Here is a 25,893-nt window from a genome sequence, read left to right as displayed (position 1 = left end):
GCAAGAATACTGGGAATCACATGCAGACAGCGCTTCGTACCTCCCTTCCCGAGACCGAGCTCGCCAGCCGCGCCAATTTCGCGCCACATGCCCGCGTGGTGCGCGAGGAGCGGCCGGTTCAGGCCAGCGGCCTGCCGCTCAGCATCCGGGGCTTGCGCAAATCCTTCGGCAGCAACGAGGTGCTGCGCGGTATCGATCTGCACATCCCCGCCGGCCAGTTCGTCGCCATCGTGGGCAAGAGCGGCTGCGGCAAGAGCACCTTGCTGCGCTTGATCGCCGGCCTCGACAAGATCGACGCCGGCAGCATCAGCTTCGGCCAGGACATTCAGCCAAAAGACATTCAGCCCGAGGACATCCGTGTGATGTTTCAGGAGCCGCGGCTGCTGCCCTGGGCCCGTGTGCTCGCCAATGTCGAGGTCGGCCTCGGCCGCGATCGCGCCTCTCAAGACGCGCATGCGCGCGCCGAAAAGGCGTTGACGGAGGTCGGGCTCGCCGACAAGCGCGACCAGTGGCCTTCGGTGCTGTCGGGCGGGCAGAAGCAGCGTGTTGCGCTCGGCCGCGCGCTGGTGTCCCGGCCGCGCGTGCTCGCCTTCGACGAGCCGCTCGGCGCGCTCGATGCGCTGACCCGTATCTCGATGCAGCGCCTGCTGGAGCGCGTCTGGCGCGACCAGGGCTTTACCGCGATCCTGGTCACCCATGACGTCGCCGAGGCGGTCGCCCTGGCAGATCGCGTGCTCGTGATCGAGGAAGGCCGCATCGCCCATGACGTCACGGTTAACGCCGCCCGGCCGCGCCAGCGCGGTTCGGCCGAGCTCGCGGGCCTTGAAGGCTCGATCCTGAGCCACCTGTTATCGGCGGACGATCGTACCTAAATACTGGGAACCCCGCTTTCGGGGAGCGATGCCATGAATGTAGTGCCCCGCGATCTCATGACCGAAATCCCCGTCTCGTCCGCCGATTTCCGCGGCGCCATGCGCCACCTCACCGGCGGCGTCAGTGTCATCACCGCCGGCCGGGGCAAGGACATCACCGGCATGACCGTGACCTCGGTGACCTCGCTGTCGGTCGAGCCGCCGACACTGCTGGTCAGCGTCAACCGCGATGCCTCGTCGTTTCCCTTGATCCGGCGCCACGGCGCCTTCGGCGTGAACATCCTCAACGCCGACCAGCTCGATGTCGCCGAACGTTTTGCCGGCAAGGGTGGGTTGAAGGGGGCCGATCGGTTCGCGGGTGCCAAATGGGTGACGTCGGTCTCCGGCGTTCCGCTCCTGGTCGGCGCGCTGTCGGCCTTCGATTGCGAGGTCGAGGAGATCGTGGAGCGGCACTCGCACGGCATCGTCATTGGCCGTGTCAGGGACATCAGGAGTTCGACCCGCACGGCGGCGCTGGCCTATTGGCAGGGCCAGTACGTGGCGGTCGACCAGGACGAGGACGCGGCAACGCTTGCGGATGTCAGCGTTCCCGCGCGCAGCCGGCGCGGCGTTTGATTGGCACCGGTAGGCTGGCCTTTTTCGTTTCATCGCTCTAGAAGCGCCCGGAGCCTCCCGTTTCGGGACGGCAATGGAGCGGATCGATGAAGCGTATCGCGACCTTCGCTTTCTACGCCGTCGGCGCGCTCGCGATCGCCTATCTCGCGCTCTACGCCTATGCGATGTTCTCGGGCCAGCCGGTGATCATCCCCGGCGATCCCATCCACATCTTCCGCAAGCCGGACGCGCCGAGTTATACGTGACGACACGCTCTCCCCGTCATGGCCGGGCTTGACCCGGCCATCGACGTGCATCGCAATTTGGGATCGACATGGATGCCCGGGGGCAAGCCGGACGTGGCGGCGGGTGTGTGCCGCGGCTAGCCCCGCAAAATCGCCAGCGCCAGCGCCTGCGCACGCGGCACGATGCTGTCGATCTCGAGATATTCCTCCGGGGTGTGCGCCAGCCCTCCGACCGGTCCGAGGCCGCAGATGGTCGGCGTGCCGACCGCGGCGGTGAAGCCGGAATCGGCGCAGCCGCCTGAGAACTCGCCCTGCAGCGTGGTGAGGCCGACCTGCCGTGCGGCCGCTTGATAGCCCTCGAACAGCGCCTTCGACTCCGCGCTCTGCACCACCGGCACGAACTCACCCTTGATGGTCAGCGTTGCGGTCGTGCCCGGCACGTAGGACGTCGCGACGATCTTTTCGATCGCTGCCATCACGGTCGCCCGATCTCTGGGCTCGACGTAGCGGAGGTCGATCTGGCCCTCCGCGTAAGGCGCCGTCGTGTTGACGGACTGCCCGCCCGCGACGAGGCCGACATTGAGCGTGATGCCCTTGTCGAGATCGGTCAATGCGTGGATCTGCACGATCTTATGCGCGAGCTCGCCGATCGCGCTAACTCCGGCGGCGAAATTGGCACCGGAATGCGCGGCTTTGCCGGTGATGGCGAGATGCATGAAGATGCCGCCCTTGCGCCCCGTGACGACGTTGCCCGTGGGCCGGCCCGGCTCTGAATTGAATACGGCACGCGCGGCGCGCCCTTCGCGCTCGATCACCGGCCGGGAGGAGGGCGAGCCGATCTCCTCGTCTGAGGTGATCAGCACCTTGATCGGATGCGGTGAGCCGCCGAATTTGTGGAAAGCGGTCGCGACGAACACGTTCATGACGAGGCCGGACTTCATGTCGGCGACGCCGGGTCCATAGGCGCGTCCGTCCTTGATGGTGAACGGTCGTCGCCCGGCCTCGCCCTTGCCGAACACGGTGTCGCGATGTCCCATCAAAAGCACCGGCTTCTCGTTGCTGCCGGGCTTTGCCACCTCGGCGTGGATCGCATCGCCGAAGGTGGCATCGGCCTCGCGCCGGAACGGAATGCCGTGCTCGGCAAAATGCCGCTCGAACCGCGCACCGACCGCATCGACGCCTTCCTTGTCATACGAGCCGGAATCGATGTTCACGACGTCGCGGAGCAGATCGATCATGGCCTGCTTCTGCGACGCCAGCCAGTCCGTGATTTGAGCTTCAGACATGTGGTTTCCTCGCGTTGTTTTCGCAGGTGGGGTTATAGGGCCTGCCCAGAAGATGGCCTAGTCGCGTAGCGCGGTCCCGTTATGCGGGCAACGCTCTCAACGCCGTCATTGCGAGGAGCCCTTGCGACGAAGCAATCCAGACTGCCCGCGCTGAAAGACTCTGGATTGCTTCGCTGCGCTCGCAATGACGAGGTTGGCAGCTTGCACTCAAGCAAAATGCCCGGGACCGGCCCGGGCATTCGTTATCTCGACCAGCGTGGACCTCCTACGCCCCCATCATCGGCATCCTTGGATATTCGCCGGGCGTGCCCGCCGGCGGGATCGGGATGCCGCCGTCGGAATATTCGTTGAGCTTGTTGCGCAGCGTGCGGATCGAAATGCCGAGGATGTTGGCGGCATGCGTCCGGTTGCCGAGGCAGTGCTTCAGCGTCTCCAGGATCAGGTCACGCTCGACATCGGCAACAGTGCGTCCTACCAGCGCCCGCGTTACCTGCTCGGCGGCCATCGTGGCGTGGGCCACGGCCGGTGCGGTCTTGGCGAGGTCGAGACGGTCGCCGTCCGGCGTGATGATGGCATCGGGACCGATCTCATCGCCCTGAGCCATCAGCACCGCGCGGTGCATGGTGTTCTCGAGCTCGCGGACGTTGCCCTGCCAACGGTTGACCGAGAGCACGCGGCGCGCCTCCGCGGAGATCGGGCGCACCGGCACGCCGTTGGCCTCGGCGTATTTCTTCACGAAATGCTGGGCGAGCTCCAGAATGTCGGCCGGGCGTTCGCGCAGCGGCGGGATCTTCAGGTTCACGACGTTGAGGCGGAACAGCAGATCCTCGCGGAACGTGCCTTCGCGCACGGCCTCGGCGAGGTTGCGGTTCGAAGTCGCGATGATGCGGATGTCGACCGGCACCGGCTTGGTGCCGCCGACGCGGTCGATCACGCGCTCCTGGATGGCGCGCAGCAGTTTCGATTGCAGACGGACGTCCATCTCCGAGATTTCGTCGAGCAGCAGAGTGCCGCCGGTCGCTTCCTCGAACTTGCCGATGCGGCGCGCGACCGCGCCGGTGAAGGCGCCCTTCTCGTGGCCGAACAGCTCGGATTCCAGGAGATGCTCGGGGATCGCGGCGCAGTTGATCGAGATGAACGGGCGCCGGGCGCGGGCCGAGCGGGTGTGGACGTAGCGCGCCAGCACTTCCTTGCCGGTGCCGGATTCGCCGGTGATCATCACCGAGGCGTCGGAGCCCGCGATCTGCTGCGCCAGCTTGATGACGCGGGCCATGGCCTCGTCGCGATAGACCAGCTCGCGGGAATCGTTGGCGACGGCGGCCAGCACTGCGGCGATCAGCTCCGGATCCGGCGGCAGCGGGATGTACTCCTTGGCGCCGGCGTGAATCGCGGCAACCGCGGCGCGGGCGTCGTTGGTGATGCCGCAGGCGACGATCGGAGCGTGGATGTGCTCGGCTTCCAGCCGCAGCACGAGGTCGCGGATGTCGAGGGCGACGTCGACCAGTAGGAGGTCGGCGCCCTTGCCCCCGCGCAGCACGCGCATCGCCTGCTCGTGATCCTCGGCGTGGGTCACGGTGGCGCCGTTCTCCATCGCGATCTTGGTGGCCGTGGTGAGCTGGCCCTTCAATGTGCCAACGATGAGAAGCCGCATGTCAGTCTCCTGTCCGTCTGTTCGCGCCGTCGCGCGTCATTTCCTTGTGCTAGCCGCGTTCGGCCTTGATGATTTCCGTCATGGTCACGCCGAGCTTGTCCTCGACCAGGACGACCTCGCCGCGGGCGACCAGCTTGTTGTTGACGTAGATGTCGATGGCCTCGCCGACGCGCCGGTCGAGCTCGAGCACGGTGCCGGGTCCGAGCTTCAGCAGCTCGCCGACATCCATCTTGGAGCGGCCGAGCACGGCCGAGACCTGTACGGGAACGTCGAACACCGCCTCGAGGTCGGCGGCGGCGCGCGCCGCATATTCGTCCTCGTTGTAGCCGACGTCCGCGCCGGCGGGCGGCATCGGGCCGTTGAGATCGGGCAGCGGGACCTGTCCGTCGGTGTCGCTCATGGGTTAGCTCCCCCTCCGGGACGCGATATAGCGTCCGACCATTTCGTCGATCTTGGCCGCGATGGCGCCGCGTTCCAGCACGATGCCGCCATCGGCCCATTCGATCCGGCAGTCGCCGGTGGCAATTTCAGGCTCGGCCAGGATCACCAGCCGTCCCTCGAAGCCGCTCTGCTTGGCGAGCCGCTCGATCTTCTCGCGCGCGCTGTCGTAGAGCGAATCGTTGATACGGACGACGAGATGCGGCGTCGCGACCAGATGCGAGAAGCAGTCCTTGACCAGCGCGACAATCTCGCCGAGCGGCTCGGCGGCGACCAGGTCGGCGCACAGCTTGCGCGCGACGGCGACCGCGACGTCGACCGCCTCAGTTTCCATCTTGGATTCGATGCTGCCGATACCGGCCGCGATGCCGCGGATGCCGATATTGATCTCCTCCATAGCGAGCGCGACGCGGCGGTCGCTCTCGGCCTTGGCCTCGCGCTGGCCGGCGGCGAAGCCCTCCTGATAGGCGCGCGCTTCGGCTTCCGCGACCTTCTGGGCGATCTCGGCGGCAGTCGCGGCCTTCTCGCGCGTCGCCCGCTCAGGCGCCGCGAAGTCGGTATCGAACAGGAATTTCGCCGGAGCTGCCATCAGTACACCAGCTCGTCGTCGGCGCGGTTCTTGGTCAGCATGATCTCACCCTTGGCGGCGAGGTCCTTGGCGAGGTTGACCAGCAGCGCCTGGGCCTCGTCGACGTCGCGCAGGCGGACCGGGCCCATCGCCGCCATGTCGTCCTGCAGCATCTTGGCCGCGCGCGAGGACATGTTGCCGAAGAAGAAGTTGCGAACATCCTCGTTGGCGCTCTTGAGCGCGACGCCGAGCTTGTCCTTGTCGACGTTGCGCATCAGCGTCTGGGCGGAGCCGGAATCGAGCTTCACGAGGTCGTCGAAGGTGAACATCAGCGCCTTGATGCGCTCGGCCGATTCGCGGTTGTCCTCTTCCAGCGAGGTGATGAAACGGGTTTCGGTCTGGCGGTCGAAATTGTTGAAGATTTCGGCCATGACCTCGTGGGCGTCGCGGCGGCGGGTCTGCGACAGGTTGGACATGAATTCGGTGCGCAGCGTCTTCTCCACGCTCTCGATCACCTCCTTCTGCACCGCCTCCATCTTCAGCATGCGGTTGACGACGTCGAGCGCAAGCTCTTCCGGCAGGATGCCGAGCACGCGGGCGGCATGCTCAGACTTCAGCTTCGACAGCACCACGGCGATGGTCTGCGGATATTCGTTCTTCAGGTAGTTGGCGAGAACCTCTTCCTGCACGTTGGAGAGCTTCTCCCACATGTTGCGCCCCGCGGGGCCGCGGATCTCGTCCATGATGCCGTTGACGCGCTCCGGCGGCAGATATTGCTGCAGCAGCCGCTCGGTGGCGTCGAAATTACCCATCAGCGCGCCAGAGGCCGACATGCGCGAGACGAATTCGAGCAGCATGTCCTCGACCGTGTCGACCTCGACGGTGCCGAGCGTCGACATCTCGAGCGAGAGCTGGCGGACTTCGTCGTCGTCGAGCAGGCTCCAGATCTTGCCGCCATATTGCTCGCCGAGCGCCAGCATCAGGATCGCGGCACGCTTCGGCCCGGGCAGCTGCGCGAGCCCCTTGCCGTCGGCGGCGCGGCTGCCGGCGCGCTGACCGAGCGTGGAAATCACGCTGGTGATGTCGTTCGAATTGGCGTTTTGCAGACTGGCGGCCATGTCAGATCACTTCTTGATTCACTTGGCGGGTTACTTGGCTGGTTCGGTCAGCCACTGGCGGATGATGGCGACGGTCTCGTTGGGGTTGCGCTCGGCGAGCTCGCCGACGCGGTGAACGGATTGGGCGTGGACCTGGCCCTGGATGGTGGCGACGTCGATCGCGCTGGCGGCGCCGCTCGGCAGCATCGGCTGGCCGGAGGCCGGTGCCGCCTCGTCCGAGGCGGCGGGGCCGGCGAGGACGCCGGAAATGGCGGCGGCGACCTCGTCGGAGGCGAGGATGCGCTTGACCAGCGGGCGGATCACCAGGAACAGCACGACCAGGCCGAGCAGCATCATCACGCCGAGCTCGACGAAATACATGACGTCGTCCTTGGTGAACTGCAGCATGCCGAGGAAGCCTGAGGGCTCGCCGATCGGGGCGGTGGAGGGCGCATCGGCAAAGCGCAGGTTGACGACCTCGACCTGGTCGCCGCGCTTCTGGTCGAAGCCGATCGCCGAGCGCACCAGCGTGGCGATGCGGTCGAGCTGCTCCTTGGTCCGGTCCTGATAGGCCAGCTCGCCCTTCTCGTTCTTGGAATAGATGCCGTCGACCAGCACCGCGACCGAGATGCGGTTGACCCGGCCGGCCTCGGTCACTTCGGTCTTGGTGGTGCGGGAGATTTCGTAATTGTTGGTCTCTTCGGTCTTCTTGCTCTGGTCCTTGGCCGTGGCACCGCTGTTCTGCTGGTTGCCGGGCAGCTCGTTATTGACGGTGACCTGGCCGTTGTTGTCGGCGGTCATGCTCTGCTCTTCGCGGGTCTGGCTCGAGCGCAGCACGCGGCCTTCGGGGTCATACTTGTCCGAGGTCTGGGTGACCTTGTTGAAGTCGAAATCGGCGGAGAGCTGCACGCGGGCACGGCCCGAGCCGACCACGGAGGAGACGATGTCCTCGACCTGCTTACGCATCCGCTTCTCGAAGGCGATGCGGCGCTCGTCGCCGACCGCCTGCTCCGGATCGGTCGCAGCGCCGTCGGCGAGCAGCTGGCCGGCCTCGTCGACGATCGAGACCCGCTGCGGCTTCAGACCGTTGACGGCGGAGGCGACGAGGTGGCGGATGGCGCGGATCTGCTGGGCTTCCAGCGCGCCGCGAACGCGCACCACAATCGAGGCCGACGGCTCCGGCGCTTCGCGCGCAAACAGCGGGCGCTCGGGCAGCACCAGGTGGACGCGGGCGGCCTGGATGCGGTCGATGGCGCGGATGGTGCGGGCGAGCTCGCCTTCCAGGGCGCGAAGGTGATTGATGTTCTGGACGAAGGAGGTGGTGCCGAGGGCGTCGGACTTGTCGAACACCTCGTAGCCGACGCCGCCGCCCTTGGGCAGGCCGCCCTCGGCGAGCTTCATCCGCAGCCGCGTCACCTTGTCCTTGGGCACCATGATAATGCTGCCCTCATTGCGGATCTCGAACTGGATGCCTTGGCGTTCCAGGTCCTTGATAATGCTCGATGAATCTTCGACGCTGAGATCGGTGAACAACGTCGTCATCTGCGGCGTGGTGACGCGCATGATGACGAAGGCGAAGAAGCCGATGAGCGCGGCGGTGACCGCGATCATCGCCCCGAACCGGGCGGCACCGATACTCTTCAGAAAGTCCGCAAGCCCTTGCAAGCAACCGCCCCACAGCTTCGGCCGCTTCACTGGAAAGGCCGACTGGGCAATTATTGCCTAGGTGATGGTTTCGATATGGTTAACGAAGGTTAAGAGATCGGACAAAAGTGGCGACATGAAAAAAATCGGCCTCGCAGGGCGAGGCCGATTTTCGTCAAAGACCGCAGATTTCCGGATCGCTTACTGGCGATATTGCTGAATGCGGGTGGTGCGAAGACCCGCCAGACCGTGCTGGTCGATGGAAAACTGCCAGGAGAGGAATTCGTCGACCGTCAGGGTATAACGGCTGCAGGCCTCCTCAAGGGAGAGAAGTCCACCACGGACAGCGGCGACGACTTCAGCCTTGCGGCGGATGACCCAGCGTTTGGTGCCGGGTGCAGGCAGATCCGCGATCGTCAACGGACTGCCGTCCGGCCCGATGACGTATTTTACCCTCGGGCGATGGGGTTCTGTCATGGCGTACTCACAAACTCTCAACCACTGAACTCACGCCCGTAACCCTACGCCCGGCGGCTTAAAAATCCGCTAAGCCTAAGGCTTCAATACAATTCTCGTTGAAAATGCTGAAACGGCGCCCTGTTGGCCGGCGGAACGGTGGCATCCGGACCGGTCGAGCGGGTCTTCGTAAATACTTTACTAACGCCGAACGACCTTTGCGGCTCGCGCGAATCCGGAACTCTGATCCACCGCCGGGGCGAGGTGGATCACCTCGCAAGTCTTCAATTGCTGCCGGTCGCGATAATGCTCTTCACCTGGCTCAGGGTGTAGCTGGCGCCGTCGATAGTCAGCAGCGGCGGCGACTGGGTCAGGTCGACGGACGACACGGTGCCCTGCACCTGCGCGGCGATGCCGACATTGTTGTTCGCCACGTCCTTGCCCGTGGCCGAGATCGTGTACTTGCCGTCGGGCCATTGCGTGCCGTCATTGCCCTGGCCATTCCAGGTGAAGGGAATGTCGGTGCCGGCCGCGGCAGTATATTTGCCGGTGAACACGGTCTGGCCGCTGGCATTGGAGACCGTGATGTCGACGGTCGAGTCGGTCGGCACGTTGAGATGCCAGGTGGCCGACGCGTTCTTCATGGTCGCCGTCGAGCCGTCGACCAGGGCGGTCTTGCCGACGAAGCCCAGCGCCTGGGTCGCCTGCGTGGTCTGCTGCAGGGTGACGAGCTGGGACAGCGAATCGTTGGTCTTGAGCTGCTGCTCGACGCCGGCAAACTGCACCAGCTGCTGGGTGAACTGGTTGGTGTCGAGCGGATCCAGCGGGTTCTGGTTCTGCAGCTGCGTGGTCAGCAGCGTCAGGAAGGTCTGGAAGTTGCCGGCGAGCGTCGATCCCGTGGTCGAGCTCAGCGAGTTCGACGAGGAGGATTTCGGCAGCTCCGTCGTGCCGGAGACGACAGCAGGGGCCGTGGCGCCAGTCGTGGTGGTCATGTCGGATACTCCTTACACTCTGATGTCGACGCCGCTGCTCGGCCCGTACATGCGGCCATAGCCGCGGCCGACGGGCGCGGCTATGGCGGTGTCGTCCTCGCTGATGATCAGCCGGCGGGCATTGCCGCCATTGTCGCTGTTCTGGCCGGAATTCTGGCCCGATGAATTCTGGTCACGCAGACTGAAGGACAGTCCGTTGCTGCCGGTCTTCAGGCCGGCATCGTCGAGCGCGCGCTGCAATTGCGGCGCGTCCTGGCGCAGCATCTGCAGCGTCTCAGGCTTCTCCACCGTGAGATGCGAGGTGACGTTGCCGGCGCGGTCGACATTAATGCGCACGTCGATGCGGCCGAGCTCGGCTGGATCGAGGCTGATGTCGAAGCGCGACTTGCCGGAGCGGATCGCTGCCGCGATCTCGATCGGAACGCCGCTGATCGGCACGGCCGTGTTGGTTGCCGCGGTCGCGGTCAATGTCGCGGTCGATGCGGACGCGGTCGAGGTCGTATTGGTCAGCGGAGCCTGCACGGCGGAAGCGGCCTGCGCGCCAGCGTCGGTGGCGTTGAACGCGGCCTGCGCGTTGGCATGAGCCTGGGCGGCCGGTGCGGCCGGGATCGCATCGGGGCTTCGGTCTGCGGCGCCGGGCTTCGCATCGGTCGCGTTGGCGTCTGCCTGCGGCTTGGCGGCTTGCGAATGCGCGGCGGTGTCGGTGGTCGTCGGGCCCGGCACTTGCGCCGGCGCGGTCTTCGCCTTGCCGGTGTCCTGGCCGATATTGGAGACGTCGGACTGTCCTTGCGCGGTGGCGACGGCCTGGAACGAGGTCTTCGGCGTGCCGGGATTGACGGGGATCAGTCCGCCGTTGGTCTTGCCGCCGGATGCGGTCTCGTCGGTGGTCCCGGTCGCGGCATCGCCCAGCGTTGCCGAAGTATCGGCGTCGACCTTGGCGCCTGCGGTCTTGGCGCTCTTGTCGCCCGGCGTCGCGGTGTCGGTCTTGGCGCCCGTGATCTGCGCCGCGGTCGAGGCGCTGGCCGCGAGGCCGGCGGCAGCGATCGTCAGCGGCGAGGAGGCGGCGGACTGGTTTGACGTGGCGTTCGGAGCGGCCGGGACGACCGGCGCGGCGACCACGATCGCATTGGGATCGGGCAGGGCGGCCTGCGCCGCATCGGTCGTCGCGGCGGCCGTGGCGTCGACGGCGGTGGCGAGTCCGTCGGTGGCCTCGGCCTTGCCGCCCTTGCTCTCTGCGGATGTGTCAGCCGATTTGGCGTCCGACGTTTCGGTCTTGCCCTTGTCATGGGCCTTGGCGGCGTCCTTGACCGGATCGGAGGTCGTATCGCTGGGCTTGTCGTTGTCGGTCGCCGCGGATGCGCTGTCTCCGCTCGCCTTGCTCTTTGCAGGCTGATCCGCGGCGGAGCTGTCGCGCGGGCCCTTGTCCACGGAGGACGAGGCGGGATCGCTCCGGCGCGGCGCGTTGTCCTGGGCTTGGGTCTGGGCCTGCGCGGCCGCATTGGTGTTGATGGCCTGGGTGTTGCTGTCGACCAGCGAGCCGAAGGAGTCGTTCGCGGACGTCTCCTTGGCACTCTGCGACCGGGCAGGCTTTTGCTGCGTGCCGGGAACTTGCACGCTTGCTGCGACATCTGACGTACGACCGACCACAGGCAACCCCTCGGAAACAACTTCGGCATCAGGGGAGCAAGGAGCGGGCCAGTGTCGCGTTGCGTCTATTTCTCCTTAAAATTCAATATCTTGCCAATTTTACTCGCCGCCGCGAGGCCGCCCGCGACCCCGTCATTTCTGCCGCCCCGGCAAGAATTGCCCTGACCTCGTGACCCCCGTGATTGCTTCACCGGAATGCCGCCTATATTAAAGACGTTACTCTCAGCCGCTTTCGACCGGGCAATCGGCCTTTCGGGAACCGAAGTTCCCGGAGATTGCCGATGTCCCGCGAGAAGCATGAAATCGCGGATCGCCGCACGCCGCCGTCACAACCCCTTGAAGGCCCATGCTCAACAGTCTGGATCTCGAAGGCCGTCCTGAGGACACCAGGGTCGTCGTCGCCATGTCGGGCGGCGTCGATTCATCGACGACGGCTGCGCTCTTGAAGGCGGAAGGCTACGACGTCGTCGGCATCACGCTGCAGCTCTACGATCATGGCGCGGCGACCCACCGCAAGGGCGCCTGCTGTGCCGGCCAGGACATCCACGACGCGCGCGACGTCGCTGCCAAGCTCGGCATCCCTCATTACGTGCTCGATTACGAAGATCGCTTTCGCGAGTCCGTCATCGACAATTTCGCCGACTCCTACGCGCTGGGTGAAACGCCGGTGCCGTGCATCGAGTGCAATCGCTCGGTCAAATTTCGCGACCTCTTGAAGACCGCGCGCGAACTGGGAGCGCAGGCGCTCGCCACCGGGCACTACGTCGCCTCGCGTCGCCGTGACGACGGCTCGCGCGCGCTGGTCTGCGCGGCCGACGCCGACCGCGACCAGAGCTATTTCCTGTTCGCGACCACGCAGGAGCAGCTCGACTTCCTGCGCTTCCCGCTCGGCGACATGACCAAGCCAGAGACGCGCGAGCTCGCGCGGCGCTTCGGCCTTGCCGTCGCCGACAAGCACGACAGCCAGGACATCTGCTTCGTGCCGACGGGGCGCTATACCGACATCATCACCCGCCTGCGTCCCAACGCGATGGACCCCGGCGACATCGTCGATCTCGACGGGCGCGTGCTCGGCCGGCACAACGGCATTGCCAACTTCACCGTCGGCCAGCGCCGCGGCCTCGGCATTGCGGCTCACGCGCCGCTGTTCGTGGTGCGGCTGGAGGCCGCGACGCGCCGCGTCGTCGTCGGCCCGCGCGATGCCCTCAAGATGCACCGCATCTGCCTGCGCGACGTCAACTGGATCGGCGGCGGCGACATCGACCGCGCCATCGGCGGCGGCCTCGAGCTGTTCGTGCGCGTGCGCTCGACCCGCAGTCCGCAGCCGGCCTGGCTGCGCGGCGGCCACGGCCATTACGAGGTCGAGCTCGTCGCCGGCGAGGAGGGCGTCTCGCCCGGACAGGCCTGCGTGTTCTACGACGCACCTTCAGGGCAAGCGCGCGTGCTCGGCGGCGGATTTATTCAAAGCGCCGCGGCTAAGGTCGCAGGCCACACGTCGCGCCCGCTCGCGGAAGCCGTGCGCGGCTGAACGAGATGAGATCGAGCCCAAGTCGAGCCGCGGCAAAGCTGCTCCCCCTCTCCCGTCTGCGGGAGAGGACGGGGGAGAGGGCTCTCTCCACACGCGATATCTCGCGAGAGGAAAGGACCCTCACCCGGCGCTTCGCGCCGATCTCTCCCGCACGGCAAGCGGGAGAGGCGCTAGACTGAGTTCGGGGCGAGGACCGACATCACCAATGAACATCACCTGAGTAAGAGTATCCGGGGTAGGGCAGGGGCATGGCAGCAGACATCTCGCGGGCCGGGGTCGAGAAGGCCTATGGCCGCTGGGCGCCGGTCTATGATCTGGTGTTCGGCAAGGTGTTCGACGCCGGCCGGCAGTCGACCATCGCCGAGGCCGACCGCATCGGCGGCCGCATCCTCGACGTCGGCGTCGGTACCGGGCTCTCGCTCTCCGACTATGCGCGCAGCACGAAGATCTGCGGCGTCGACATTTCAGAGCCGATGCTGCGCAAGGCGCAGGCGCGCGTGCGGGCGCTTCACCTCTCCAATGTCGAAGTGCTCTCGGTGATGGATGCGAAGAACCTCGCCTTCCCGACAAACTTCTTCGACGCGGTGGTGGCGCAATATGTCATCACCGCCGTGCCGGATCCCGAAGGCACGCTCGACGAGTTCGTGCGCGTGCTCAAGCCCGGTGGCGAGCTGATCCTGGTCAACCATATCGGCGCCGAGGCGGGTCCGCGAAAACTGTTCGAGCTGGCCTTCGCTCCCGTTGCCCGCCGCCTTGGCTGGCGACCGGAATTCCCGTGGCAGCGCCTGGTCGATTGGGCCGCCAAGCACGGCGGCGTCACACTCAGCGAGCGGCGCCCGATGCCGCCGATGGGGCACTTTTCGCTGATCCGATACCGCAAATCGTGATCGAGCCGCGGGAACAGGCGCCGTGATCGGCGCGTTTTGCTCCCATGCGCACGACATCAATCATTCTGGCCAGCCTCCTGATCGCCGCTTCAGGCACTGCGATCGCGCAGGCTCCGCCCGCCCCGGCGACGCCGCCGCAACAGACCGCGCCGCCATCCCCGCAACATACGGCCAACTGCACACCGCAGGACCGGCCTAACCGGCAAGCCGATGGCACCACCACCGGCCAGTCCCGGGAACCGCTCGGCGACAAATTGGCCAAATCCGATGGCGTGCTCTGCCCGCCCGCTGGCGTTGACCCGGAGATGCACGCGCCGGCTCCCGACACCGGCGGCAACACCCCCGTCATCCCGCCCCCGGGCAGCCCCGGAGGCGACCCGAATGTGAGGCCGAAATAGGTTCGTTCCCCGGCCCAATGCCGTCATGTTCGGGCTCGGTCCGGGTACCCCACGTTGCTGAACCAGCGAGGAAAGGCGTGGATGGCCGGGACGAGCCCCGGAGAGGACGGATTCAACAGGAAACTCCACCCAAAACAGCCATTTTGGCCCGCCAGCGGACTTGTCCGGTCGAAGCTTTCGCGAGACCGGAAGCAATGGCGGATTGACTTCCCGCCGCCCCCTTCCTTATATGCCGCGCGTTCGCGAGATCGGCGTTATTCGCCGCCGCGATCCCTGTGGCGGGGTAGCTCAGCTGGTTAGAGCACGGGAATCATAATCCTGGGGTCGGGGGTTCGAGTCCCTCCCCCGCTACCACGTATCCCCCACTACGATGGTGGGCCTTGGGAAAGAACCCTCCGCCGACCAAGGCGGCCAGTTTTCCCTTGACCTCGACCTCGAAGCCTTCCCCTGGGCCTTTCGGGTAAACAATGACGCTGTGCACAAGGGACCTGAAGTCGGCGACCAACGGTCCGCGGTCGTCCTCTGCGCTTGCGTGGCTTGCCATCGCGTCAGCAAGCGCATTGACCGTCTCGATATAGCGGTCCAGCGTCGCCGGATGCAGTGAGATAGGGGTAGGGGCCTCCTCAAGGGCAGCTATTTCCGCCTCGACGCGCAACCGTTCTTGCTTCAACTCGGCGATCCGTTGCTTGGCATCCTCCTCAGAAATCACGTACTTGATCACGAGATCAATGTTGCGCTGACGCTCGCCTTCGATCCGGTCACGTTTGGCCTCTAGCCGTAGGCGCTCCGCGGAAGCGTTTCCCGCAAGCCGCTCTCGTTCAGTGTTATAGTTGCGGACGTAGGTTCCGATCAGCCGTGGGTCCTTCAACTCCTCGACCATCCCACTGAGCACAAGTGTTTCGATGTCGCGCAAGTAGATGATCCTGCGATTCGAGCAACTGCCACTCTCGCGCACAGCTGAGCAACGAATCCTGGTCTTTCCGGTCTTGTCGCGGTCGTGAACTGACAGGCCAGATCCGCAACAACCGCACCGAAGAAGGCCCGATAGGAGATGCGGGGCGCGTCGCTTCATGTGACTGGCCAAATGCCCCTTCTCAGTCTTCAAGGCGTGCGCCTGCTCCCAAACTGACTGTTCGACGATCCGCAGTCGGGGCGCATCGATGCTCTGCCACTCCTCACGAGGGTTTGGACGAGACAATCGCTTGCCTGTTTCGGGATCCTTCACCATCCTGACCTTGTTCCAGACAATACGGCCAGCATAGAGCTCATTGAAGATGAGTCCCGCACCGCGCTTGGCGTTGCCATTGATCGTCGACGCATTCCATCGCCGACCTCGCGGTGGATGGATATTTTCCCGATTGAGATCCTGCGCGATCTCTCGTGGTGCCCGTCCCGCTGCGTATGCCGCAAAAATCCGTCGTACAATCGCAGCTTCAGTCTCGATGATTTCGAGCTCGCCGGGTTTGCCGGCTACCGCTCGATATCCGTAAGCTCGCCCTCCTGCGTGTCGGCCGTCGCGTACCACGCCGGCCATGCCGCGGCGGACCTTCTTCGCGCCGTCCTCGCGCTGCATCTGCCCGACGAGGCCGCGGATTCCAATCAAGATTGAGTCCGCAGTGCCATCGTGGACGGCCTGGATCTCAATCCCCTGGAAAGACAACCTTTTGTGAATGCCGGCCAGATCCTCCATGTCACGTGAGAGCCGGTCCAATGCTTCTACAATCACCACCTTGAAGCGATGCTGACGTGCAGCGTCCATAAGCTGCATCAAGCCATCGCGGCCGAATACCGATGCCCCAGAACGCGCCTTGTCTTCAAACGTAGCAACGACATCGAGTTGGTGACACGCCGCATAAGAACGGCACAGCGCAATCTGGTCTTCAGTCGATTTTTCGTTTTGAAGCTCGGTCGAGAACCGAGCATAGATCGCCGCGGGTTTCATCTCGAATACCACTCCTGATGGGCGTGTCGTCAGCGGCATCAAGAGGATTATTCATGAGGCGCTTGCTGTCGAGAAGATGATCGCGCCTAGCATCGGCGATTGCAAGTGCTTCTACAAATTGGACCAAAGCAGGATCTAGTTCGCCTGAGGTTGCGCGCCCGGGTCCACGATCGCATACTTCCACCAATCTCGCGCGCTTCATCTCAGTAGGATGCATCGATCACTTGAGAAACGGCAGCGCGTTTTCGCTCGATCGTAGAATTGAAGGCTATGGCGTAGAGAAAGGACGGCCACTTCGAAACTCAATATATAAGTCTCGACCAGCTATCGGTAAAGTAAGCTCGCTACGAGCAGCGTGGTTAGTACCGGGATCGCTCCCAGCACCAGAATTGAACCACGACTTTGACGCTGGCGGCTAAAAGCTGGCTGAGCGCCGGATCCTCAACTCCATAGCGCCGAACCGCGCTACCTATTCGATTGTACCGCTCGACTGGCAGACGCGCTGCGACCCAAGCGCAGTTTGCATCGCTAACAAACCGTTTTTGTGTCATTGCCCACTTGGGCGGATTCGCGATGGCAGAACATTCCAGCTCGCGCCATCCGCGTTCTGACGAAATGGTAGGTTTAAGCGATGCTTTAGCGATCGGTCTCTATTACTTACGGCAACTGAAATGGAGATATCGGTACATAGTGGCACCTAGGCGCCATCTGATCGCTCAGGAGGACTGAGCGGCGTTAACTCGCTCGATCGTCAATTTTGGCCAACGATTTTTCGATTGGTGTTGTATGACCACCAATGTTGGTAGGCCACCCAAGGCTGCTCTCTCGCTAAAAGTTCTTTATCCCGAGGCTGCGAGCTTCACGGGAAAGTAGGGTGGGCTAGCCTGTGATCCCCCGGGCTACCCACTGAGCCGGCGGCACGTGATGAACAGCGCCCTTCTACGTCGGATGGCGGGTTCCCAGTCATGTCGCCTTTAGCTATCCGGCGAAGCGGATGCGGCAGAGATGGCGCGTTTATCCATCCTCCCCCGGTGGAAATAGGCGCTGAGTCGCATCCGTACTGCCTTCTCGAAGCGCCGATTGTGCCTAGCTTTAGCTGCTGGCGGTTGATGGGTGTGATGGAACCTGACAAGTTCATTTTGAGGAATCGGACCCATCGTCATCGAGATAAGAAACCAGCGTGGAGCGCGCCACGGTAAACTGCGCGAGGTATTTGGGTTCGGAAGCAACTGACGAGCGATCCGAATAATTCTGCTCCGTCGATAAGCCGCACCGTCCGCAGCATGAAGTCATAGCGGCGATCGGTCTTAAACTTGCAGTGGACTGGCTGAGTGCCAATCCGGCGCGTAGATCTCCCGCGGCTGCCGGTGATTGTATATGCGGCGGAGCGTTTGAGGCGTAAACGTCGATACCTACTTTGGCAAGTGGCCGCGCTGGGCCGCGCGTTTGCAAAGTTGCTGTGCGAGTCTGTCAGCTTTCGGTAAGCCAGCTCCGATAAAGAACCGCTGGGCTTAACGGGGCGTGGCAGGGACAGCACATGAGCTGAAGGACCACCATGTGCCGAGTTACGCTTTCGTTAAGCTCATTGCAGTGCGGACGCGGCAGAGATAATGCCTCATGATGCCCCCAAGCCGTCAGGCGCCGAGCCGCGTTCGCACTGCCTCCAACTCACGAGTTAGGTCTAGTTCTGGCCATCTCGCTCGCCTTGCGAGCGATGGGCGACCAATCTGGTTGTTGCAGCCCCATGAGGCTGAATTTGGAGGTAGCTAAGTGGCGGAGACAGAGCTCTGTCCCTGAGGCGTGCCCTCACGGCCTCCGATCAATCACCACATGGAGGATGGCTGAAATCTGTCGCTTTTGTCTCCGTGCAACTTTGTACCCCAATTGGGAGCCAATTGCGACGCCAATCCTTCAACGCGGTAGTCCTGTCGGGGCTTTCAAGGTCGGATCAGCATGACAACGTACTTCTTCTATCGCGCTCATCTGGATTTACCCGCCAACATTTTTACGTCGTTCACGTGCGGTAGGGCCTGTCATTCTCTTGCACGCAACGTGCCGTGTCTGACATGCTGCTGTCTCCAATGTTCAAAATGCAAAGACCCAGTTTAGGAAGACGGCGAAGAGGGTGGGGCCGACCGATTTTGGTAGGTGCCCTTTGACACTTTTCGAAGGTACTACTTTGGAGCCCTGAGAATTTGAGCCTCATGGGAGCAAAGGTGGCCAGCCCAGATTTTCGTGCCTGGGTTGGCCACCAGCGCTTGCGACATTCGTCCGCCGAGGTAGTTATAAGCTAAGAGATGCATATGTTTGAGCGGCATATTGCCTCTCTGCGGTCGCAAGCGTCTGCGGTACTTGCAGCCAACCAGGCCGCGCCGCCGTCGGTCCTTGGGATCATCAGACCGCAAAGTCATCACATTCAATATCGACGAAGTTCAGACGATGCTAGGCATACTCGATTGCGTGAACCCCAACCTGCGGCCAAAGGAAGCACGATAGGTCGCGCGCGCATAGGCCCGGCGGCGCATGGGGGACAACTGGTTCGGGTAGGATGTCTGTGAGACTAGGTCTGGGCTTTCAGCGGGTTGGCCAGCAGATCATGAAAGAGAAGCTTAACTTATCGAAGCTTTGGCTCACCCGGGCAGGAACGAATACGCTTCTAATCAAGAAGGTCGAGAGGCTATTGTGCCAAGCTCGGTCGTACATGGTCTGAAAGAATATAGCCGCGCTGCAATTCGATATCTCGGCGAAGAACGTGGCCACTCAGCGAGCCTTCCGCAAAGGTAAGGCGTGCATGGATGTGATCGATCAATAAGGCATCGCCAAGCCAAATCCTGCCTACCGCTCGCGCTAAGGAGCGTTGCGAAGAAAGGGCCATACTGGCAAATAAATCGCAATCGATGTCATCATCTCGTCGGCGACCGTCGGCTTCCAGCGGGCTGAACAATTGCACACCTGGCCAAGCTGAGGCGGCGCGGCACTATGAACGTAGGCATCAAGCAGATTGATCTACGCCGATACCAAAAGGTCCGGCAAGTTCAACGTGCGGGCTCACGGCGAACGTTCTGGCCTGGAAGGAATAGATTAGTGTCTGTGGACGATGCCTCCCGAAATTCCTTTAGCAACCGAATGAGCGCACGCAAAGGGGTTGCGCCGTGGCCTACATCAAGATCGCGATCCCCTAGAAATCATGGCTCGGCGTCAACGTCGCGCCGGAAATGGCCGACAAAATCTTGATAAATCGTTCGCTTTTCGTATAGCCTGGCAAGCTCTTCGGTGTCAGGCACCTCTGCACAAAACCGTGTCAGAGCTCTTAGCGATGGAGATCTGCTGCCCGCCCGGTTGGAACCAAGATCTATCATGCCGCCGTGTATTGGATCACCTCGGCGGATTTCGAACAAATCTGCATCGCAATTTATCGATGCAGTAAATCCAGACGCAGAACCGAGTGGTTGCAAATCGCGAAGATGGTCAGCGAATCGGCCGACGCCGAAGACGCGCGCCTGAGGCATGCAAGCTAAGAAAGGGTTCTGGCCTTGGTGGCGCAACCAAAAGGGATTTCCATCCACTAGCGAGCCTTTTTCGAGGTGTGATTTCTTTTCCTTGTGGGGAGGTTGACAATTTTCTTCTGCACTTCGTAGGAAGGTGCGGCCTGCGGGAGGCTTAACGTTCTTCAAATGAGAAGCGTATTCACTTCCAAACTCAGAGAGGGAGGCCAACCTTCATTGTCGCGTCTCGATCACCCACGATCCAAATCCAATTTCAGCGACCATTCGATCAAAGAGATTCGTGAAGCTCCGGAACAAGACCTCCCGGCTGCGGATATTCGCCTTTGTCACTGTGGGTGCATGCAGCTTGCGCTGCTGTATTCTCAACGGCACTAGTGCGCAGATCCGCCAAGCCTGTGACCACCTCATTGCTTGCTGTCGTCCTGTAGACGAGCATCAGATAGCTGAGTTGAGGTCGAAGACATTAACCCTCGCTTGCAGCAACAAGATTGCGGAAGGTCTGGCGTACTCGACAGGTTCGAATGCCGCGGATCGCTCGGCCAGTCGAATTCAGAGCTTTGCAATTTCCCACCGCAAAAATGAACTGAGGTCAAATGAGCCACGTTTCAGAACAGCCGATCGACCGAGTTACAATTCCCTTTCTGCAGCGATGGAAACAAGGCGGCCGGCGTATCGTCATGACAACTGCTTACGACGTGATTTCGGCGCGTATCGCGGATCCTTTCGTGGATATCATTCTCGTCGGTGACAGTGTAGGTAACGTTTGCCTTGGCTTCGAAAACACGCTTCCAGTGAGCGTTGCGATGATGAACCATCATCTGGAAGCCGTAGCCCGCAGTAAGCCTCATGCTCTGCTCGTCGCCGATATGCCTTACCTCAGCTTCCACGTCAGCGTCGGGAAAACCATACGCAATGCTGGTGGATTTCTGCAGCGAGGCGCAGCTGCGGTGAAACTCGAGGGCGGCGGCAGGAGAATCGACATGGTGCGTGCCCTGGTCGATTGCGAGATTCCCGTGATGGGCCACCTTGGCCTTATGCCCCAAAGCGTCAACGTCATGGGTGGGTTCAAAGTGCAGGGACGGAAGGCGGACGAGGCGCTGCGGCTGCTTGATGATGCTCACCGTCTGCAGGAGGCCGGTTGTTTCGCTTTGGTATTGGAGGGAATCCCTGCGGAGCTTGCCGCTCGAGCGACGGATTCCTTAACAATACCAACGATAGGAATCGGTGCTGGCCCGGAGTGTTCGGGGCAGGTGCTCGTGTTTCACGACGTGCTCGGCCTAACTGAAGGTCATCGTCCCAAATTCGTCCGCGCCTATGCAGATGGCTTTCAGCAGTTGAGTGATGCGCTTTCTCGCTGGGCCGCTGATGTCCGCGGTAGGGCATTCCCGGGACCGCAAGAATCCTATCGACTTCCGGAAGGCGTTGGCGAGGCCATTGCCAACTGGGTGCCACCCAACGCCATTTAATGTAGAGCTCAAGATGCAAACAATCACCTCGCTCGCTGAACTTCGCCGCACTGTTGAAGAAATCCGCAGTGCGGATCAACACATCGGATTCGTGCCGACAATGGGTTATTTGCACGATGGTCACTTATCGCTCATCGCGGCGAGTCAAGCGAAATGCGACGTCACGGTCGTAAGCATCTTCGTCAACCCGACTCAGTTCGGACCAAATGAAGATCTCGTCAGCTATCGGCGCGACTTCTTGCGCGATGAACAGCTGTGCCGCGATCGAGGGGTTGCAATTCTCTTCGCGCCAGATGCTCATGACGTTTATCCGAGCTATTTCGAAACCTTCGTTGAACCGGGCGCTCTCGCGAAGCCACTGTGTGGAGCTTTCAGGCCGGGACATTTTCGCGGTGTCGCGACTGTCGTATGCAAATTGTTCAACATGGTGCAGCCCGACGTCGCGTTTTTTGGGCAGAAGGATTTTCAGCAATGCGCAGTCGTGCATCGCATGGTAATTGATCTCAATCTCCCGATCGAAATTGTCACCGTACCAACCTATCGCGAGCAGGACGGCCTCGCGATGAGCAGTCGCAACCGGTATCTCAGCGAAGAGGAGCGTCAGCGGGCCCTTGCGATCAGTCGCGGACTATCCGCAGCGCTCGCTGAATTTATCTCGGGAGAGCGCAACGTTGAAAACCTGATTGCAGTCGCGAAGAAGCATCTAGGGATAGTCGACAGACTAGAATATCTTGAACTTGTTGACGGCGAGACGCTCAAAACGGCGGACAGTCCACTGCGGCGCTCCGCGGTGCTTTGTGTGGCTGCTTACGTTGGCTCAACGCGGCTGATCGACAACGTAATATTGACGTTACCAACTCGGTAGAGCAAAGCGCAGCTACCTGCTTCCAGTATATCGAGCTGGAATAAATGCGGAGGCTTCTTTTGCGATAGCCATGACGCGCTGGCGGCAGAACGCGAGCTCCGAAACGACGTTGTTCGGCGAGCTCGCGTAGCGGTAGTACATGCGCGCGAACCACCGCCCCCTCGACAAACCTTGGTATAGTGCTTCACTGCCGATGCTTTATCACCTACTTACCTTTGTAGAGTTGAGGATGCGTTAGATCGTTTGTAATTTCGATGGCGAGCCTAGATCATCCGATCGGAGCGGCGGAGCGAAGTCATACGTCATGCCTTCGCAAGTCGACGCATCCCAATCAGGGGTTGGGACGAACATCGGAGACGCCCCTTCTTGGCCGATTTGCACGCAAAAATGGGCGGGAGCCCCATACAAGGTGCCGTTGTTGAGATCGCGATCGGCTGCCCGCTCGGCGGAACAGAGTTCAATTGAGCTTCGAAAATTGGAAGTGGAGAATTGAGGACCTGCGCGCGTGAGGCATATGAGCCCTTTAGAGAACCAAACGCGTCGCTGGCCTCTCTAGTGTAGTAGCCGTCTTGATGATCATCGTCGCGGTTAATGTGCCGGCGAATTAGCGTTACAGCGTTGAAGGAAAAGCTACGTGGCATTTACCGAGCTATTCATCAAGCGCCCGGTGCTGTCTATTGTCATCAGTCTCTTGATCTTGCTGACCGGCCTGCGTGCCGCTACCCTCCTACCGATCCGGCAATATCCGAAGCTATCCAATACAGTCATCAGTATCACAACTTCCTATCCTGGTGCCTCCGCGGACATGATCCAGGGGTTCATCACCGCACCCCTCGAGCAGGCAGTCTCGTCCGCGGAGGGCGTTGACTACATCACTTCCTCGTCGGTGCTTGGTACCTCAACCATCCAAGTGCACGTCAAGCTCAATTTTGACTCCAACGAAGCGCTGACGGAGCTGCTCTCCAAGGTTAACTCAGTCAAATACCTAATCCCTAAGGAATCAAACGATCCGGTCGTCTCGAAGTCGACCGGGCAGGCCACGCCTGTCATGTTTGTCGGATTCTCCAGCGAGGAACTTGGCGCCAGCGCGATCTCCGACTACCTCTCCCGCGTGGTACAGCCGGCTATCTCAACCGTGGACGGCGTGGCATCAGCAGAACTGCTAGGCGGCCAGAGTTTTGCGATGCGGCTGTGGCTCGATCCTGCGCGAATGGCAGGGCACGACGTGTCGCCGGCTGAGGTTTCTGCTGCAATCGCCGCCAACAACTTCCAGGCCGCGGCGGGCCAGATCAAAGGCTATTTCACAATCTCCGATATTACGGCCGATACCGATTTGCGGAGTGTCGGCGATTTTAAGCGGATGGTCGTCAAGGCAAAAGACGGTGGACTCGTGCGCATCGAGGACATTGCGTCAGTTGAGCTTGCCGCGCAGACGACAGACACCAGCGTCACGATGAACGGCGAGCATGCGGTCTTTATAGGTGTGCAGGCAAGCCCGCAGGGCAATCCACTAAAAATAGTGCAAGGCGTCCGGGCGCTATTCCCGGAAATAGAGCGTAACCTGCCGCCATCTATAAGGATGAAAATCGCCTACGATTCTACCACATTTATTCAATCGTCTATCGACGAGGTGAAGAAGACGCTCATTGAGGCAGCCGTAGTCGTCGTGGTTGTAATCTTTCTGTTCCTGGCATCGCTGCGATCGGTCATCGTTCCTGTCGTCACCATTCCGTTGTCGCTCATTGGCGTTTGTACCATGATGCTAGCGCTGGGATTTTCGTTTAATCTGCTCACTCTCCTTGCGATGGTTCTCGCGATCGGTCTTGTGGTCGACGACGCCATAGTGGTGGTGGAGAACATTCATCGCCACTTGGAAGAAGGTACGACGCCCCTAGAGGCGGCTAAAAGCGGCGCGCGCGAGATTGTCCGTCCCGTTATCTCCATGACGATCACCTTGGCTGCGGTATATGCCCCAATTGGGTTTCTCGGCGGCCTGACCGGTGCGTTATTTCGGGAGTTCGCGTTTACGCTCGCAGGAGCGGTTATTGTGTCAGGGGTAATTGCCTTGACGCTATCGCCCATGATGTGTTCTCTATTCCTAGAGCGCGCCGACGCCGGAAAAGTTTCTAGGCTCGTAAATCGCGGCTTCGGTGTCCTAACTCGATGGTATGGCCGCCAGCTCGACCGCTCGCTTGACTATCGTCCAGTTTCCGGCCTGTTTGCGCTGACCATGCTGGGCCTCGTCGGTTTTTTCTATGTGAATATTTCGAAGGAACTTGCGCCGGAGGAGGATGAAGGCATCGTATTCGCTCTGATGAAAGCGCCGAAATACGCCAATATCGACTACCTCGATTACTACGGCACCAAGCTTGGAAACATCTTCAAGAAGTTTCCAGAGACTGATCTAAGCTTCGTGCTCAATGGCATAAGCGGAAATCAGAGCGGCATGGCCGGCATGTTGCTCAAGGCGTGGGATGAGCGCAAGCGATCGTCGATTGTACTAAAGTGGCTTGTCCAGACAGAGCTATCCAAGATCGAAGGCATTAACGCGTTTGCCTTTAGCTTGCCTTCCCATCCCGGTGGTGCGGATGGCTTACCAGTGCAAATGGTCCTCAATTCGACGCTAGGCTTTCAATCTATTTACGAGCAGATGGCGAAGCTGAAAGATGCTGCGCAGAAGAGCGGTCTTTTCATGGTTACCGACTCCGATCTCGAGTTCAACCAGCCGGTAGTACGAATCAAGGTAGATCGTTCCAAGGCTAACGAGCTTGGCATCACCATGCAGACTATCGGTAACGCGCTCGCGACGTTACTTGGGGGGAACTACGTCAACCGCTTCAATTTGCAGGGTCGCTCCTACCAAGTAATTCCGCAAGTGCCACGAGAAGAGCGCTTAGCGCCGCATGCGATTGGAGGCTATTACGTAAAGACTGCGACCGGATCGTTGCTTCCACTGTCTACCGTGGTCTCCACCGAGACTGCGACCGATCCGAACGCGCTCACCCACTATAACCAGCTAAATTGCGCGACGTTTCAGGCCGTGCCAATGCCGGGCGTCACGATGGAAAAGGCATTGGATTTCTTGGAAGCCGAGGCCAAGAAACTGCCTGCGGGGTACAGTTACGACTTCCTGGCCGATGCCCGCCAGTATGTACACGAGGGTAACCAACTCGCGATTACATTTGGATTTGCATTGATCATCATATTCTTGGTGCTTTCGGCGCAGTTCGAAAGTCTTCGCGATCCGCTCATCGTTATGATCAGCGTACCAATGGCAATGGTCGGCGCCTTGCTTCCGCTATTCTTTGGCTGGGCGACCATGAACATCTACACCCAGGTTGGTTTATTGACATTGGTCGGGCTGATTTCTAAGCACGGCATTCTAATGGTTGAGTTTGCCAATGAGCTTCAAATCAAGGAGAGACTTGACCCTCGCTCGGCTATCGAGATAGCGGCACGCGTCCGATTGCGCCCTATCTTAATGACCACCGCGGCAATGGTCGCGGGCTTCATACCCTTGTTGAACGCAACGGGACCTGGCGCAGCGAGCCGCTTCTCGATTGGGCTCGTCCTCTCCGCCGGCATGTCTGTTGGCACGCTGGTTACGCTATTCGTGCTCCCAGCGCTCTATGTCGCGATCTCGTCCAATCATCGCGACCCCGCGAACGCCAACCGCGCGAAACTTGTCGAGCTCGACCTGACCGACGCTTCTGGTGCAGAGATGGCCAAGCAATGATAGTCAAACCATCAGGTGTGCTATTGGCGCACTAGGATCACTTCGCGCTTCTAGGTGCATCGTGACCATCGCGGC

Annotated in this window: 19 protein-coding genes and 1 tRNA gene; 10 read left to right on the top strand and 10 right to left on the bottom strand. The window is 61.5% G+C overall.

What is annotated here, in order from left to right; all coding sequences use genetic code 11:
- The first annotated feature begins 20 nt into the window (after positions 1 to 20).
- The 3 genes from P6U31_RS31095 (at position 21) to P6U31_RS31085 (ending at position 1,732) form a co-directional block, all read left to right on the top strand.
- Positions 21 to 872, top strand: coding sequence for an ATP-binding cassette domain-containing protein (locus P6U31_RS31095; protein ID WP_407185467.1), 852 nt, complete (start codon positions 21 to 23; stop codon positions 870 to 872).
- Positions 873 to 905: 33 nt separating this feature from the next.
- Positions 906 to 1,487, top strand: coding sequence for a flavin reductase family protein (locus tag P6U31_RS31090; RefSeq protein ID WP_407185466.1), 582 nt, complete (start codon positions 906 to 908; stop codon positions 1,485 to 1,487).
- 86 nt (positions 1,488 to 1,573) lie between these two features.
- The gene (locus tag P6U31_RS31085; RefSeq protein WP_407185465.1) at positions 1,574 to 1,732 is read left to right on the top strand and encodes a hypothetical protein; all 159 of its coding nucleotides are present in this window, start codon (positions 1,574 to 1,576) and stop codon (positions 1,730 to 1,732) included.
- A gap of 116 nt (positions 1,733 to 1,848) precedes the next feature.
- Here P6U31_RS31085 and P6U31_RS31080 read toward each other — a convergent pair whose 3' ends face one another.
- From P6U31_RS31080 to P6U31_RS31040, 9 genes are all read right to left on the bottom strand, one after another.
- A complete protein-coding gene (locus tag P6U31_RS31080) occupies positions 1,849 to 2,997 on the bottom strand; it encodes a M20 family metallopeptidase (protein ID WP_407185464.1) in 1,149 nt (382 codons plus the stop codon).
- 265 nt (positions 2,998 to 3,262) lie between these two features.
- The gene (locus P6U31_RS31075) at positions 3,263 to 4,648 is read right to left on the bottom strand and encodes a sigma-54 interaction domain-containing protein (protein ID WP_407185463.1); all 1,386 of its coding nucleotides are present in this window, start codon (positions 4,646 to 4,648) and stop codon (positions 3,263 to 3,265) included.
- 49 nt (positions 4,649 to 4,697) lie between these two features.
- Complete coding sequence (gene fliN / locus P6U31_RS31070) at positions 4,698 to 5,048, bottom strand: flagellar motor switch protein FliN (RefSeq protein ID WP_407185462.1); 351 nt, start codon at positions 5,046 to 5,048, stop codon at positions 4,698 to 4,700.
- Between the two features lie 3 nt (positions 5,049 to 5,051).
- Complete coding sequence (locus P6U31_RS31065; protein WP_407185461.1) at positions 5,052 to 5,675, bottom strand: FliH/SctL family protein; 624 nt, start codon at positions 5,673 to 5,675, stop codon at positions 5,052 to 5,054.
- On the bottom strand, positions 5,675 to 6,772 hold the full coding sequence (gene fliG, locus P6U31_RS31060) for a flagellar motor switch protein FliG (RefSeq protein ID WP_407185460.1): 1,098 nt from the start codon (positions 6,770 to 6,772) through the stop codon (positions 5,675 to 5,677). The genes P6U31_RS31065 and fliG overlap by 1 nt, the downstream gene beginning before the upstream one ends.
- A 30-nt stretch (positions 6,773 to 6,802) precedes the next feature.
- Complete coding sequence (gene fliF / locus P6U31_RS31055) at positions 6,803 to 8,416, bottom strand: flagellar basal-body MS-ring/collar protein FliF (RefSeq protein WP_407185459.1); 1,614 nt, start codon at positions 8,414 to 8,416, stop codon at positions 6,803 to 6,805.
- Positions 8,417 to 8,596: 180 nt separating this feature from the next.
- Complete coding sequence (locus P6U31_RS31050) at positions 8,597 to 8,872, bottom strand: DUF1153 domain-containing protein (protein ID WP_002714638.1); 276 nt, start codon at positions 8,870 to 8,872, stop codon at positions 8,597 to 8,599.
- 263 nt (positions 8,873 to 9,135) lie between these two features.
- Positions 9,136 to 9,843, bottom strand: coding sequence for a flagellar hook assembly protein FlgD (locus P6U31_RS31045; RefSeq protein WP_407185458.1), 708 nt, complete (start codon positions 9,841 to 9,843; stop codon positions 9,136 to 9,138).
- A gap of 12 nt (positions 9,844 to 9,855) precedes the next feature.
- Positions 9,856 to 11,490, bottom strand: coding sequence for a flagellar hook-length control protein FliK (locus P6U31_RS31040; RefSeq protein WP_407185457.1), 1,635 nt, complete (start codon positions 11,488 to 11,490; stop codon positions 9,856 to 9,858).
- Between the two features lie 346 nt (positions 11,491 to 11,836).
- On the opposite strand from P6U31_RS31040, the gene mnmA reads away from it, so the two are divergent.
- From mnmA to P6U31_RS31020, 4 genes are all read left to right on the top strand, one after another.
- Positions 11,837 to 13,018 carry a tRNA 2-thiouridine(34) synthase MnmA gene (gene mnmA, locus P6U31_RS31035; RefSeq protein ID WP_407185456.1) on the top strand — a complete coding sequence of 394 codons (1,182 nt, stop codon included), beginning with the start codon at positions 11,837 to 11,839 and terminating at the stop codon, positions 13,016 to 13,018.
- Positions 13,019 to 13,266: 248 nt separating this feature from the next.
- Positions 13,267 to 13,905, top strand: a complete 639-nt coding sequence (locus P6U31_RS31030) for a class I SAM-dependent methyltransferase (protein WP_407185455.1) — start codon at positions 13,267 to 13,269, stop codon at positions 13,903 to 13,905.
- A gap of 44 nt (positions 13,906 to 13,949) precedes the next feature.
- Positions 13,950 to 14,303, top strand: coding sequence for a hypothetical protein (locus tag P6U31_RS31025; RefSeq protein WP_407185454.1), 354 nt, complete (start codon positions 13,950 to 13,952; stop codon positions 14,301 to 14,303).
- Between the two features lie 277 nt (positions 14,304 to 14,580).
- A tRNA-Met gene (locus P6U31_RS31020) sits at positions 14,581 to 14,657 on the top strand.
- Here the strand turns inward: P6U31_RS31020 and P6U31_RS31015 are convergent.
- Entirely contained in the window at positions 14,614 to 16,245 is a 1,632-nt protein-coding gene (locus P6U31_RS31015) for a recombinase family protein (protein WP_407190002.1), read from the bottom strand. The two genes, P6U31_RS31020 and P6U31_RS31015, sit on opposite strands and share 44 nt — an antisense overlap.
- Before the next feature lie 4,099 nt (positions 16,246 to 20,344).
- Between P6U31_RS31015 and panB the strand changes: the two genes are divergently transcribed.
- The 3 genes from panB to P6U31_RS31000 all read left to right on the top strand — a co-directional run bounded on the left by panB (position 20,345) and on the right by P6U31_RS31000 (position 25,818).
- Positions 20,345 to 21,217, top strand: coding sequence for a 3-methyl-2-oxobutanoate hydroxymethyltransferase (gene panB / locus P6U31_RS31010; protein ID WP_407185453.1), 873 nt, complete (start codon positions 20,345 to 20,347; stop codon positions 21,215 to 21,217).
- Between the two features lie 13 nt (positions 21,218 to 21,230).
- Positions 21,231 to 22,082, top strand: a complete 852-nt coding sequence (panC, locus tag P6U31_RS31005) for a pantoate--beta-alanine ligase (protein WP_407185452.1) — start codon at positions 21,231 to 21,233, stop codon at positions 22,080 to 22,082.
- Positions 22,083 to 22,716: 634 nt separating this feature from the next.
- Positions 22,717 to 25,818 (top strand): efflux RND transporter permease subunit, encoded by a 3,102-nt coding sequence (locus P6U31_RS31000; protein ID WP_407185451.1) that lies wholly within the window; start codon positions 22,717 to 22,719, stop codon positions 25,816 to 25,818.
- Positions 25,819 to 25,893 lie beyond the last annotated feature (75 nt).

It is taken from the genome of Bradyrhizobium centrosematis, assembly GCF_045571495.1.
GTDB lineage: Bacteria > Pseudomonadota > Alphaproteobacteria > Rhizobiales > Xanthobacteraceae > Bradyrhizobium > Bradyrhizobium centrosematis.
The sequence above is the reverse complement of the archived record's forward strand: the minus strand, read 5'-3'. Positions and strand labels throughout refer to the sequence as shown.